Below are 13123 nucleotides of genomic sequence, written 5' to 3'. Positions count from 1 at the left end.
GAGAAGGCACGAGTCGCCCGGCGCAAGTCACCCGGCGTAGAGTCGCCCGGCGCATGTCGCCCGGCGTAGAGTCGCTTGCACGCCGGCTCCCAATGCTCCGCGAGCTGGCGGGCAAGGTTGCGCGCTACACGTCCATGATGCCGTGCACGTGGTGGATATAGCCGAGCGGCTCCTTCTCGACCTCGCCGGCGGCGGCCTTGGTGTCGAGGTACTCGAGCATGGACTCGGCGACGCGCTTGGCGCCCTCGACGGCATGAACGACGGTCTTGGAGCCCGTCACCACGTCACCCGCGGCAAACACGCCATCGACCGTGGTCATGCCACGCTCGTCGGTGAGGAGTAGGCCCCGCTCCCCGCCCTCGAGGCCGGGCGTCGTGAGGATGAGCTTGTTCTTTGGGCCCTGGCTGATGCAGACGATCGTGGAGTCCGCGTCGTACTGGACGAGGTCGTTGTCGAATCCGATGACGTTATCGTCCTCGTCAAAGATGGCGCGCTTGAAGACGGGACCGTCCTCCGTGAGCATCGTGATCGCCCTGCCGTAGGCGACTTCGGCACCTTCGAGCTCGGCGTATGCGAGCTCGTCCGGGCTGGCGGTGACCTCCTTGGAGCGCGAGTACATGGTCACGTGGCGGGCACCGCGGCGAAGCGCCGTGCGCGCGACGTCGACGGCGGAGTTTCCCACGCCGATGATGGCGACCGTCTCGCCCAGCTCGAAGGCTGTCGGGTCCGCGAGGTAGTCGACCGAGAAGTGCACGTTGGCGAGAGACTCGCCACGCATGCCGAGGGTTCGCGGGCGCCAGACGCCAGTGCCCACGAAAACGCACTCGTAACCGTCACGGAAGAGGTCACGAATCTCGAGGGCGCCGCCGATCGTCGTGTTCGCGCGGAACATGATGCCCATGTCCGCCATGCGCTTTGCGTAGCGATCGAGCACAGAGCTCGGGAGGCGAAACTCAGGGATGCCGTAGCGCATAACGCCACCGATGCGCTCCTTCGAGTCGAAGATCGTGACGCCATAACCCTCGTGCGCGAGCTTCACGGCAACTGTGATGCCCGCGGGCCCGGCACCGATGACGGCAACCGAGCGGCCATTGGCAGGCTTGCGCTCGATCTGCATGTGCTCGAGGTAGAGGTCTGAGATGAAGTTCTCGATGGCGGAGAAGTGAACGGGAGTGTCCTTGCGACCACGGATGCAATGGCCCTCGCACTGGCCCTCGTGATTGCACACCGTGGAGCACACGACGGAGAGCGGGTTATTCTCAAAGAGCATCACTCCGGCCTCGTTGAGCTTGCCATCCTTGAACAGGCGAATGACCTCAGGGATGTTGGTGGAGACGGGGCAACCCTTCTGACACATGGGGTTCTTGCACTGGAGACAACGGTCCGCTTCTTCGATGATGTGGATTGCCACGGGCATGCATCCTTTCCTCGGGCCGCATCATGCGGCTCGCTTAGGTTGTCTACTTATCCGTGGTCAACTTTACCATGACAAATCGAGGCTACGCGTGAGTCAGGGCCTCGCCACACGACGCGCACGAGTCCCGAGCAAGAACGCGCGCGCCACGGACTCCCCCGCGATGGGTAACAACGTCGCGGCGTCCGCCATGCACTCCTCCAGCGTCGCAGGCCCGATGACGGCAGGGACCACGAGGTCAATACCACTCTCGTAGACCTCGCCAAGGTCCTCGGCGCGCCCGCCCACAACCGCCACGACGGGAATCCCCCTCGCCTTGGCACGGCGAGCAACGCCCACGGGAGCCTTGCCAAACGCAGACTGCGCGTCCATGTGTCCCTCGCCAGTGATAACGAGGTCAACTCCTTCGAGCGCCTCGTCAATATGGATGGCATCAAGCACGAACTCGATGCCACGCTCGACACGCGCGCCGCAAAACGCCGTTAGCGCCGCACCGAGGCCGCCGGCAGCGCCCGCCCCCGGCACGACGTCGATGTCACGCCCGCATATGGCTTCGAGCATGCACGCGTAGGAGCGCATCCAGGAATCGGCGGCACCCACGTCGCGGACGTCGATGCCCTTCTGGGGACCATATATCGCGATGGCGCCAGAGGGGCCCGTCAGGGGATTCGTGACATCCGTAATGGCAACGATTTCCGTATCGGCCAACCTCGGATCGAGACCCGCAAGATCGATGCGAGCGAGGTCCCTGAGACCAGCAAGCCCCGGGGCGACATCCTCCCCGCTCGCATTGAGAAAGCGAGCCCCAAGGGCTTTGGCCATACCGGAGCCGCCGTCGCTCGTGGCGGATCCGCCGAGGCCCACGTAGATGTGGCGGACGCCGTGGTCCAAAGCGTCGACGACAAGCTGGCCGACTCCATATGAGGAGGCGCGGAGCGCATGGGAACGATTGCGCGCGGTCAACGCGATCCCTGCCGCCTCCGCCATCTCAATGATGGCGGAGTCTCGATCGAACAGCCCGTAGCGCGCACAGACGGGGTCGCCGAGAGGACCAAGGACGTCCGCCTCGCGAATCTCGCCGTTCCGAGCGGCAATGACGGCATCCACCGTGCCCTCCCCGCCGTCAGCGATAGCCAGGCGCTTGACGCTCGCCTGCGGAAGAACCCTACGAATGCCCCGCTCAATAAGCTCAGCCACACGAAAGCTCGACGCAGAGCCCTTGAACGAGTCAGACGCGATGAGAATGGAAGGCTCGGTCACCGGAGGATCCTTTCCCCTATGGCAGCGGCACAATGGTTGACAAAGGGACGGTCCCTTTATCAACCATTGTGCACCTCTTTCTGTTAACACGACCGTTACTAAGAACGCGTTGTATCGCGCACTTTAGTCTGCTAAAGTCCTTGTCAGCAACTTTAGCAGACTAAAGTGCCAAGGGACGCAGGCGGCATCGCCATAACGCCCCGGGCACCACCAAGGAGGCTCTCATGCGCACCAACGACTCCATCTCTCGCCGTCAGTTCCTCTCCCTCGCAGGCGGCATCGCCGCCGTTTGCGGCCTCGGCCTCGTCGGCTGCGGCTCTGGCTCCGGCTCCGCGGCGACTACCGCCGCGGCCAGCGCCACGGCCGAAGCCGCCGACGACTCCGCGAACATCACCAAGCTGACCGTCGGCTTCGACCAGGAGTACCCGCCCTACGGCTTCGTCGGCGACGACGGCCAGTTCACCGGCTTCGACCTCGATCTCGCCGCCGAAGTCTGTAAGCGTAACAACTGGGAGGTCGAGTACGAACCGATCGACTGGGACGCCAAGGACACCCAGCTCAACTCCGGCGTGATCACCTGCATCTGGAACGGCTTCACCATGGAGGGCCGCGAGGACGACTACACCTTCTCCGCCCCCTACATGAAGAACGGCCAGGTCGTCGTCGTGAAGAAGGACTCTGGCATCTCCAGCCTCGCCGATCTCGCGGGCAAAAACGTCATCACCCAGACCGACTCCGCCGCCCTCGAGGTACTGCAGGGCGACAAGGCGGACCTCGCGGCGACGTTCGCCGGCCTCGAGACCATCGGCGACTACAACACCGCGTTCATGCAGCTCGAGTCCGGCGCAGTCGACGCCGTTGCCTGCGACCTCTCCATCGCCGAGTACCAGCTCTCCGCAAAGCCTGACGCCTATGCCAAGCTCGACGAGGACCTCTCCACCGAGAACTACGCCGTGGGCTTCAAGAAGGGTTCCCAGGCCCTCGCCGACAAGGTCACCGAAACCCTCAAGGCCATGGATGCGAATGGCTTCGTCAAGGAGCTGTGCGAGAAGTACGCGAGCTACGGCATCTCGTACGAGAACTGGGAGCTCAAGTAGCCAAGGCTCGCCGGCTCAGAGCTCCGCAAGACACCTCACAACACACCCGGCAAGCGCCGGCGGCGCCACATCCCAGGCACCGCCGGCGCGCACGGTACAGGAGGCACCATGGACATAGCAACGATGACGGGCATGCTGATACAGGGCTTTGGCGTGTCGCTCAAGCTCTTTATGCTCACGCTCATCGGAGCCATCCCCCTGGGCATACCGGTGGCCCTCGCCCGAATGAGCCGCCTGCGGCCACTCTCGCTCCTCGCGCGAGCGTTCATCAGCGTGTTACGCGGAACGCCGCTCATGCTCCAGATGTTCGCGATCTACTTCTCGCCCTACTACGTCTTCGGCATTCAGCTCACGCCAGACTCCAAGTGGCATGCCTGCGTCGTGGCGTTCATCGTCAACTACGCCGCGTACTTCGCGGAGATCTACCGCTCGGGCATCCAGTCCATACCGCGAGGCCAGTATGAGGCTGCCGAGGTCCTCGGCTATTCGAGCGGCCAGACGTTCTTCCGCATCGTCCTCCCCCAGGTTGCCAAGCGTATCCTCCCTGCCATGGGAAACGAGGTCATCACCCTCGTGAAGGACACCTCGCTCGCCTTCTCCATCGGAGTCGCCGAGATGTTCTCCACCGCCAAGGCGCTCGTGGCGTCTCAGGTGAGCATGATGCCGTTTGCCATCGCCGCACTCTTCTACTGGGTGTTCAACTTCCTGGTGGAAATCACACTCGGCCTGTTCGAGAAGAAGCTCGACTACTACCACGACTAGGAGGCTTCGATGCCTGAAACCATCGCAACGGACAGCAGCGCAACGAACCAGCGAGTTGTCTCGATCGAGGGCGCACGCAAGTCATTTGGCGACACCGAGGTACTCAAGGGGATTACGCTTGAGGTCAAGCGCGGAGAGGTCGTAGCTATCATCGACGCGTCCGGCGGCGGAAAGTCGACGCTGCTTCGCTGCATGACGCTACTCGAGAAGCTCGACGGCGGAAGCCTATCCTATGGAGACGTGAGGGTCGCCGCGGATGACGGGAGCGGATGCTCGCGCTACGGCGACGCGGCCGTCCTCAAGGCCGCGCGCCAGCGCTTTGGCCTGGTGTTTCAAGCCTACAACCTCTTCCCGCATATGAGCGTCCTGCGCAACGTCACCGACGCCCCCATCCACGTGCAGCACCGCAACAAGGACGAGGTCGAGGCGCAGGCGCGCGAGCTGCTCGCAAAGATGGGCCTCGCCGGCAACGAGGACAAGGTTCCCTGTCAGCTCTCCGGAGGCCAGCAGCAGCGCGTGAGCATCGCGCGCGCCCTCGCCATGAACCCCGAGGTGCTCTTCTTCGACGAACCCACAAGCGCGCTTGACCCGGAGCTCACCGCAGAAGTGCTGCGCGTCATCAAGGGCCTCGCCGCCGAGCAGATGACCATGGTGATCGTGACGCACGAGATGAGCTTCGCGCGCGAGGTCGCTGACCGCGTCGTCTTCATGGACGGCGGCAGCATCGTCGAACAGGGTACGCCCCAGCAGGTCTTCGAAAACCCCCAGCACCCCCGCACCCGCGAGTTCCTCTCCCGCTACACGCAGTAGACCTGAAAAAGGGACAGTCCCTTTTTCTGGTCCGGGTTGACAAAGGGACTGTCCCTTTGTCAACTCTTCGTTGTGGTATTTGCTCTATCCTAGATTTGAATGTGCAAACCACGCCCGAGGGGAGCCCCATGGAGGCATACAAGAGCGAATTCATCAAGTTCATGGTCGAGTCTGACGTCCTGAAGTTCGGCAGCTTCACGCTCAAGAGCGGCCGTCAGTCCCCCTTCTTCATGAACGCCGGTGCCTACGTTACCGGCTCCCAGCTCAAGCGCCTCGGCGAGTACTACGCCCAGGCAATTCACGACAACTTCGGCGATGACTTCGACGTCCTCTTCGGGCCGGCCTACAAGGGCATCCCCCTGGCCGTCGTGACCGCCATCGCCTATCACGAGCTCTACGGCAAGGAGGTCAAGTACTGCTGCGACCGCAAGGAGGCCAAGGACCACGGCGCCGACAAGGGCAACCTCCTCGGCTACGAGCCGCAGGACGGCGACCGCGTGATCATGGTCGAGGACGTCACCACCTCCGGCAAGTCCATCGATGAGACCTACCCCAAGGTCAAGGCTGCCGCAGACGTCGAGATCAAGGGCCTCATCGTCTCCCTCAACCGCATGGAGGTCGGCAAGGGTGGCGTGACCACCGCCCAGAAGGAGATCGAGGCCAAGTACGGCTTCCCCGTCGCCAGCATCGTCTCCATGGCCGAGGTCGTCGAGACCCTCTACAACCACGAGATTGAGGGCAAGGTCGTCATCGACGACGCCCTCAAGGCCGACATCGACGCCTACTACGAGCAGTACGGCGTCAAGGAGCAGTAAGGTCCGCAGGGCATCCCGCCGTAACCGCCGGCAAGCGCTGACAAAATGGCGGCCGTCTCGATTTCGGGGCGGTCGCCTTCTTTGTGCCCGCACGCATGCCGGGCGTATGACTAGCTCAATCGCGGGTATAACCGAACATACGCGACAACACAGCAAGCGGCATGCCACCGCGCTCACGCATAACTATCGCGCCCAGCCACACATCGCACGGTCTCGGAGGTATCCATGAGCTACTCCATCGTCTTCTCGAGCAAGACGGGTAACACCGAGCTCATAGCAAAGCGAATCTCTAAGCTAATGGGAGAGGACGGTTGCGTATATTTCGGCGCACCCGAGCAGGCTCCCGCAAACGCCGCAGACGCGGACATCGTCTTCGTTGGCTCGTGGACGGATAAGGGCACCTCGACCTCGGAGATGGCGGAGTTCGTCCGCAGCCTCTCCCACAAGCGTGTGTTCATCTTTGGCACCTGTGGCTTTGGCGAGTCCGCCGAGTACTTCAACGGCGTACTCGCGCGTATGCGTGGGGACCTCGCCGCGGACTGCGACCTCGTGGGCTCGTTCATGTGCCAGGGCAAGATGCCCGAGACGGTCCTTGGACGTTACAAGAAGATGCTCGCCGATGCTGATTCAGATAGTCCGGAGGCCAAGCGCGCGGAGATGTTCATCAGGAACTTCGAGGTTGCCCGCACCCACCCGGACAACGACGACCTTCGCGCGCTCGAGGCAAGCCTCCGCGACGCGGGCCTGATCTAGCCCCGCGAGCGGCGTGCCCAAACGCAGCGCGCCGCACTGCAAACGTGAACGGCGCGCCCAAACGTATGCATCGCACGGCAAACGCGAGCAGCGTGCCCCAAACGCAGCATGTCCCAAGCGCAACCCGAATCCAAACGCAACCCAGCCCAAACACAAAGCGCCCCGCCTCCAAACCTCTGGAAGCGGGGCGCATCCTGTGTGAAAGGGATTGCCTACTTGGCGCTGGCGCCAGAAGCTCCGGCCTCGCCGGTGCCGGCAGCCTCGGCCTCCTTCACGCTCATCGCGGCGATCTGGGCGGCAGCGGCGACGCCGGCGGCCTTCTCGCGTTCGATGCGACGCTCGGCCCAGACGCGGTTGGGCAGACCAAAGAGGTCCATGAAGCCCTTAGCGGCGGTACGGTCAAAGGTGTCGCCCTTGTCGTAGGTAGCCAGGCCGAAGTCATACATCGAGCTATCGGCACGAGAGCCGGTGACCGTGCAGTTGCCCTTGTAGAGGTGCAGACGGACCTCGCCGCTGACGGTCTTCTGGATGCTCGCGAAGAAGGCGTCGAGCGCGTCCTTGAGCGGCGAGTACCAAAGGCCGTTGTAGACCTGACGGCTCCAGTCGTGCTCGAGCTGAAGCTTGGTGTGGAGCACGTCGCCCGGCAGGCACAGGGACTCAAGCTGCTTGTGGGCCATGATGATGGCCAGGGCACCCGGCTGCTCATAGCACTCGCGGCTCTTGAGGCCGACGAGGCGGTCCTCGATCATGTCGATGCGACCAAAGCCGTGGCTGCCCACGATCTCATTAAGCGCAGCGATGAGATCATACAGCTTCATGCGCTGGCCGTCGACGGAGACGGGCAGACCCGCCTCGAAGCCGATGACGACATCACGAGCCTCGTCAGGAGCGTCCTCGGCGTTGACGGTGAGCGACCAGGCTCCGTCGGGCGCGGAGTTCCACGGATCCTCGAGCACGCCGCACTCGATGGCGCGACCCCACACGTTCTCGTCGATGGAGTACGGGTTCTCCTTGGTAGCGTCAACGGGGATGCCGTGAGACTGCGCGTACTCGATCTCGCTCGAGCGCGTGGTGAGCTCCCAACTGCGGACCGGACCGAGGATGTCGAGCGTCGGGTCGAGGGCCTTGCACTCGAGTTCGAAACGCACCTGGTCGTTGCCCTTGCCGGTGCAGCCATGGGCGATGGCGACGGCACCCTCGGCCTGGGCCACCTTCACGAGGTGACGGCAGATGGCGGGACGAGACAGGGCGGAGAGCAGCGGATACTTGTTCTCGTACATGCCGTTGGCGAAGATCGCCTTGGCGACGAAGTCCTCACAGAACTCGTCACGGATGTCGACGTCATACGCGGCCACGGCACCGAGCATCTTGGCCTTCTCGTTCACGGCATCGATGTCCTTGCGCTCCTCGGACGGCTGGCCGAGGGCGGCGATGCAGGAGACCACGTCGTAGCCTTCATCCTGGAGATACTTGAGAAGGCACGAGGTGTCGAGGCCACCGGAATACGCGAGAACGACCTTACCCTTTACGGACATAGAGATGCTCCTTCGATTGGATGTCTGTTTGAGAGTCGAATAACGGATGCGACGAGGCCAAGAGGCGCTTAGTCGCTCACGCCTCTGAGCTTGTTCACGAGTTGCTCGAGCGAAACGCCCTGCTCGTTAGTGAGGCAGACGACCATAATCGTGTCGTCCCCAGCAATGCAGCCCGCCACGTCGGGAAGACTCGCGTCGTCAAAAGCCGCGGCGACACCCTGAGCGGCCCCGGCCTGCGTGTGGATGACGACGATGTTGTTAGCTCGCACGACATTAGTGACGAGGTCTGACACCATGCGCTGCAGGTGCAGGTCCTCGGCGAGGACATACACGCCCTCCGGAAGCTTGCGCAGACCCATGTCCGCGATGTCGCGCGAGATCGTAGCCTGCGTGCAGACGAAACCAAGCTTCTCAAGCTCCTCGACGAGGGCACGCTGGGTCTTGATGGACTTATCGCGGACGATCTCGCGAATCGCGTCCTGTCGGTTATATCGCTTCTTCACGTCGACACCTTTCGAGCTGCTATGCTTGAGCAACCGCACAGCGAAGATCGCTGGCGATTTGCGTTCGTCATTGGGTACTTACCCCTTAGATTCGCATCGAGAATGCATATTAGCACGATAAAATACGGGATTTTCGCAATTATCCGTTTGTTTACACAACATCGTGAATGCTTGATACGTTCGCAGCGATGACGACGCCGAAGCTGACCAAAAACTTCCAGTCCGGGACGAATTAGGCTCGCCGAGCACGGTGCGCTGATCACAATGCGTGCACCCGATACAGAACCGCCGGCGCATTCGTCCAAGAATGCGCCGGCGACCCAATGTCTCAGTTATACGGGAAGAGCCAACCTCGCTTCCCGGGAGAAACCGGGGTCGCGACTAGAACCTAAAGGTACTTGCGCCAGTCGTCCTCTGCCTCGCCCTCGTTGCGACTAACGGGCGCGGGCTCCGGGGCGGAGGCGTATGGCTCCTCGTTAACCTCGGGGAACGTGGCAAATACATGCTGGAACATCTCGAGGTTCTCATCGCGACGGCCCTTCGGTACGGCGAAGGTCACCTGACTTGCCACGTGCTTGCCAGTCGCGAGCTCCTCGGCAAAGATCTGGGCGACGCGGAGGGCGTCCCACCCAAAGACGCCGCAGCCGAAGGCGCCAAGCACGAGCTTGTCATGGCCAAGAACGTCAGCGATGCCAAGCACGAGGCGGACGCGAGAGCGCATCGAACGCGCGAGGTCGGACTCGAGCACGTGATAGTTGACCTTCGCCCTCTTAAGGTTGGGGGCGGCGGCAACGATGACGTCAGCATAGGAGTGGAAGCGCTCGCGCTCGAAACGCACCTTCGGCACGACCAGAGCTCGATCGCGATAGAGCTCGCAGTTGATGTTGTGGCGGCGATTCTCCGCGAACCAGCCCTCAAAGCGCGAGAGGACGTTGTACAGGAAACTCTCCTGGCAGAGGGCCTCCTCCTGAGCCATGGCACCGCGGATGTAGGCACCCGCGGGATACGTGAACGATGCGAAATCAAGAACGGCAAGGTCACACATATCGGCACGGCCGCGGCCAAGCTCGAGCACCGCGGAAACGGAATCCGCGTCGACGACGCTTACGCTGGGAACGGAAGTCTCCCTGCCCGCCGGCGCCGCGGGAATCTCGTCATAGAAGCGCGTCTCCCTCACCGAGCGCTCAATCTCCGCACCAAGGCGATCGTGCATCTCCGCAGTATGGGCGACGGCGGCGTTCGCCCTCTCGCGACGGCGGTCATCGCGCGTGCGCTCACGGGACTGTCTGTTTCCACGTGCGCGATTGTTCGGTTCAGCCATATATATGTCTCCTCGCGTCCTCTGGAAAAACCTTATCAGCTATTTAGGGATAGCGGTTCACCTGCGGCGCGCTGTCGCATCAACTCATCAAGCAGCACGTTTGCAAGAACTGTACGGCCATAAAACGCTAATTGCAAGTTCTAGCAGCAATTTGTCGATAAATGGGGCGGCAATTCAGGAGATGAAGCGACCTGAGCGGAACGCCCATCAGACGCATAGAGACCCTTACCGAATCGTAACAAGAGATGTCCGGAATTACGTGGATACTAGTTCTGTTGGAAGCATTCGATGCCGTACGTGACGAGCCGGGAGCGACATATGGGCAAGAACAAAGGCACACACAAGTCAGACAAGGCCTCCAAGCGCAAAAAAGACGATGCCAAGTCCTCAAAGAGCTCGAAAAAGGCCTCCGCCGCCGAGCTCGAGCACAAGGCTGCCAAATTTGCCGACGTCGTCCCAACGCCCGCCAACGCCAATCGTCCCCAGAAGCGTTCCCGTGATTTCTCCTACACGCAGAATCGTGAGGTCAGCTGGCTTCGCTTCGACAACAGGGTCCTAGACGAGGCCTTTGACGAATCCGTGCCGCTCCTCGAGCGCATCAAGTTCTGCGCCATCTTCCAGTCGAACCTCGACGAGTGGTTCATGATCCGCGTCGGCGGCCTCTCTGACCTCGCAGAGCTCAAGCACCAGCCGGCAGACAACAAGAGCGATGAGACCCCGTCGGAGCAGCTCGCCCAGCTCTTCTCAATCCTCCCGGGCCTATACGAGCGTCGCGAGCGCTGCTTCACCCAGCTCGAGAGCGCCCTCGAGATGAAGGGAATCAAGCGTCTGGCGCCAGAACAGTACACGGACTCCGATCTCGTCACCGTCTCCCGCTACTTCGAGAGCCGCCTGGCTCCTATCCTGTCGCCGCTCATCGTCGACCCGCGCCATCCCTTCCCCAACCTCAAGAACGGTGTCCTGCACGTAGTCTGCTCCCTCGATGGCAACGATGAGCACGGGGTTCTCGGCATGGTCGAGGTCCCGCAGACCGCGGATCGCATCATTTGGCTTCCCTCCAGCGAGGGTCGCATCCGCTACACCCTCGTTGAGGACGTCATCATCTCCATGCTCGGCCGTTGCTTCGGCTCCTACGTCCCCACGAGCTCTGGCGTCGTGCGCGTCACGCGCAACGCCGACATCGACCCTGACGGCGAGGGAGTCGAGGAGGAGGAGGACTACCGCCAGCACATGAAGAAGGTGCTCAAGCGCAGGAGCCGCCTCCAGCCCGTCCGCGCCGAGATTACCGGAGACCTCGACGAGTCGCTCGTCACGTTCGTCCGCAAGGAACTTGAGCTCGAGAAGCGCAGGATGTTCCACCTCTCGACGCCCTCAGACCTCTCGTTCGTCTACCAGCTCGAAGGCAAGGTTCCCGCAAGCCGCAAGGGCGTGCTCACGTTCCCACCCTTTGCCCCACAGCCCTCGCCCATGGTGCGCGACGGCGAACCCATGCGCGGTCAGGTCGAAAACCACGACGTCCTGCTCACCTATCCGTATGAGTCGATGAGTCCCCTCCTGCGCCTCATCCACGAGGCGGCGAACGATGACGACTGCATCTCGATCAAGATCACGCTCTACCGCGTGGCGCGTCACTCGCGTCTGTGCGAGAGCCTCGTGACCGCTGTCGAGAACGGGAAGGACGTCACGGTCCTCATGGAGCTGCGCGCCCGCTTCGACGAGCAGAACAACATCGAGTGGGCGGAACGTCTCGAGGAGGCGGGATGCACCGTCATCTATGGCTCCGAGGGATTCAAGTGCCACTCGAAGATCTGCCAGATCACCTATCATGACGCGCGCGGCATATCTCGCATCACGTGCCTTGGCACCGGCAACTTCAACGAGAAGACCGCCCTGCTGTACAGCGACTTCATGCTGATGACGGCTCATCCCGGCATCGCCGAGGATGGCAACGCCTTCTTCCGCAACCTCTCCCTGAGCAATCTCCGTGGCTCCTATCGCTACCTCGGTGTGGCGCCGCTGTCGCTCAAGCCCCTCATCATGCGCGGCATCGACCGCGAGATCACGCGCGCCAGAACCGGAGCCCCTGCCCGCGTCTTCCTCAAGCTGAACTCCCTGACGGACCGCGACGTCATCGACCGCCTCGCCGAGGCGAGCCAGGCTGGCGTCGAAGTTATCATGATCGTGCGAGGCATCTGCTGCATGCTGCCGGGCATCGAGAACCGCACGACCGGCATCGAGATTCGCCAGATCGTGGGACGCCTCCTCGAGCATGCGCGTATCTACGCCTTTGGCGTCGACGCGGACACCATCTACCTCTCGAGCGCGGACATGATGACGCGCAACACAGAGCGCCGCGTCGAGATCGCCTATCCCGTTCTCGACCCGACCTGCCAGCAGATCGTGAAGAACTTCATGGAGCTTCAACTGGCAGATAACGTGAAGGCGCGTCGCCTCACGTGTGACGGAACCTGGGCCAGAATCGGCCGAGAGGACGGCGAGCCCTCTGTGAACTGCCAGGAGGTCTTCATCGCAGAGGCATACGCCCACGCGATGGAGGCTGAGAGCGCTGCCGCGACGAAGGCGCCAGCGGTGCCAGAGCCCGCTATTGAGACGAAGCCCGTTGTCGCGGCTGAGCAGGCCGCGGTCAAGCAGCCCGCGGACGTCGCATCCGTTCAGGAGGCAGACGAGACCGAATGTCCGGTACCAGCGGAAACGTTGCATGAAGAGGCGCCCGCGCTCGCCGCCGCCCCCATGGCAGCGTCCGCGCAGGAACCCACGCCGGCTGAGACGGTCGCCCAGCCGTCCGAGCCCAAGCGCGCGCCGGCGCCACCGGCCGCGCCCGCGCCGGGCGCC

General features: G+C 62.7%; 11 protein-coding genes. 6 read left to right on the top strand and 5 right to left on the bottom strand.

What is annotated here, in order from left to right:
- Nucleotides 1–124: 124 nt before the first annotated feature.
- Nucleotides 125–1417 carry an NAD(P)-dependent oxidoreductase gene (locus ACTQ1Z_RS06410; RefSeq protein WP_441859677.1) on the bottom strand — a complete coding sequence of 431 codons (1293 nt, stop codon included), beginning with the start codon at nucleotides 1415–1417 and terminating at the stop codon, nucleotides 125–127.
- 93 nt (nucleotides 1418–1510) lie between these two features.
- Nucleotides 1511–2674: a glycerate kinase gene (locus ACTQ1Z_RS06405; protein ID WP_441859675.1), complete on the bottom strand. Its 1164-nt coding sequence runs from the start codon at nucleotides 2672–2674 to the stop codon at nucleotides 1511–1513.
- A 224-nt stretch (nucleotides 2675–2898) separates the two neighbouring features.
- Between ACTQ1Z_RS06405 and ACTQ1Z_RS06400 the strand changes: the two genes are divergently transcribed.
- The 5 genes from ACTQ1Z_RS06400 to bilS all read left to right on the top strand — a co-directional run bounded on the left by ACTQ1Z_RS06400 (nucleotide 2899) and on the right by bilS (nucleotide 6911).
- Nucleotides 2899–3771 (top strand): amino acid ABC transporter substrate-binding protein, encoded by an 873-nt coding sequence (locus ACTQ1Z_RS06400; RefSeq protein WP_441859673.1) that lies wholly within the window; start codon nucleotides 2899–2901, stop codon nucleotides 3769–3771.
- Between the two features lie 108 nt (nucleotides 3772–3879).
- On the top strand, nucleotides 3880–4533 hold the full coding sequence (locus tag ACTQ1Z_RS06395; RefSeq protein ID WP_441859671.1) for an amino acid ABC transporter permease: 654 nt from the start codon (nucleotides 3880–3882) through the stop codon (nucleotides 4531–4533).
- Nucleotides 4534–4542: 9 nt separating this feature from the next.
- Nucleotides 4543–5343, top strand: coding sequence for an amino acid ABC transporter ATP-binding protein (locus ACTQ1Z_RS06390; RefSeq protein ID WP_441859669.1), 801 nt, complete (start codon nucleotides 4543–4545; stop codon nucleotides 5341–5343).
- A gap of 128 nt (nucleotides 5344–5471) precedes the next feature.
- A complete protein-coding gene (pyrE, locus tag ACTQ1Z_RS06385; protein WP_320679906.1) occupies nucleotides 5472–6158 on the top strand; it encodes an orotate phosphoribosyltransferase in 687 nt (228 codons plus the stop codon).
- Between the two features lie 225 nt (nucleotides 6159–6383).
- On the top strand, nucleotides 6384–6911 hold the full coding sequence (gene bilS, locus ACTQ1Z_RS06380; RefSeq protein ID WP_441859666.1) for a flavodoxin family protein BilS: 528 nt from the start codon (nucleotides 6384–6386) through the stop codon (nucleotides 6909–6911).
- 212 nt (nucleotides 6912–7123) lie between these two features.
- On the opposite strand, the gene ACTQ1Z_RS06375 is transcribed toward bilS, so the two are convergent.
- From ACTQ1Z_RS06375 to ACTQ1Z_RS06365, 3 genes are all read right to left on the bottom strand, one after another.
- Nucleotides 7124–8446 (bottom strand): argininosuccinate synthase, encoded by a 1323-nt coding sequence (locus ACTQ1Z_RS06375; RefSeq protein ID WP_441859664.1) that lies wholly within the window; start codon nucleotides 8444–8446, stop codon nucleotides 7124–7126.
- 68 nt (nucleotides 8447–8514) lie between these two features.
- On the bottom strand, nucleotides 8515–8949 hold the full coding sequence (locus ACTQ1Z_RS06370) for an arginine repressor (protein WP_320679910.1): 435 nt from the start codon (nucleotides 8947–8949) through the stop codon (nucleotides 8515–8517).
- A 388-nt stretch (nucleotides 8950–9337) separates the two neighbouring features.
- On the bottom strand, nucleotides 9338–10270 hold the full coding sequence (locus ACTQ1Z_RS06365; protein WP_441859662.1) for a TIGR02452 family protein: 933 nt from the start codon (nucleotides 10268–10270) through the stop codon (nucleotides 9338–9340).
- 318 nt (nucleotides 10271–10588) lie between these two features.
- Here ACTQ1Z_RS06365 and ppk1 point away from each other — a divergent pair.
- Nucleotides 10589–13123, top strand: a 2535-nt coding sequence (ppk1, locus tag ACTQ1Z_RS06360; protein ID WP_441859660.1) for a polyphosphate kinase 1, incomplete at its 3' end; no start/stop codon positions are given.

Source organism: Parolsenella sp. LCP21S3_E11 (genome assembly GCF_052118165.1).
GTDB lineage: Bacteria > Actinomycetota > Coriobacteriia > Coriobacteriales > Atopobiaceae > Parolsenella.
This window is presented reverse-complemented; position numbering and strand designations above follow the sequence as displayed.

What these genes read in the sequence shown, in the direction of transcription:
- ACTQ1Z_RS06410 (WP_441859677.1), bottom strand. Translation starts at nt 1,417, where the DNA reads ATGCCCGTGGCAATCCACATCATCGAAGAAGCGGACCGTTGTCTCCAG.
- ACTQ1Z_RS06365 (WP_441859662.1), bottom strand. Translation starts at nt 10,270, where the DNA reads ATGGCTGAACCGAACAATCGCGCACGTGGAAACAGACAGTCCCGTGAG.
- ACTQ1Z_RS06375 (WP_441859664.1), bottom strand. Translation starts at nt 8,446, where the DNA reads ATGTCCGTAAAGGGTAAGGTCGTTCTCGCGTATTCCGGTGGCCTCGAC.
- bilS (WP_441859666.1), top strand. Translation starts at nt 6,384, where the DNA reads ATGAGCTACTCCATCGTCTTCTCGAGCAAGACGGGTAACACCGAGCTC.
- ACTQ1Z_RS06395 (WP_441859671.1), top strand. Translation starts at nt 3,880, where the DNA reads ATGGACATAGCAACGATGACGGGCATGCTGATACAGGGCTTTGGCGTG.
- ACTQ1Z_RS06400 (WP_441859673.1), top strand. Translation starts at nt 2,899, where the DNA reads ATGCGCACCAACGACTCCATCTCTCGCCGTCAGTTCCTCTCCCTCGCA.
- pyrE (WP_320679906.1), top strand. Translation starts at nt 5,472, where the DNA reads ATGGAGGCATACAAGAGCGAATTCATCAAGTTCATGGTCGAGTCTGAC.
- ACTQ1Z_RS06390 (WP_441859669.1), top strand. Translation starts at nt 4,543, where the DNA reads ATGCCTGAAACCATCGCAACGGACAGCAGCGCAACGAACCAGCGAGTT.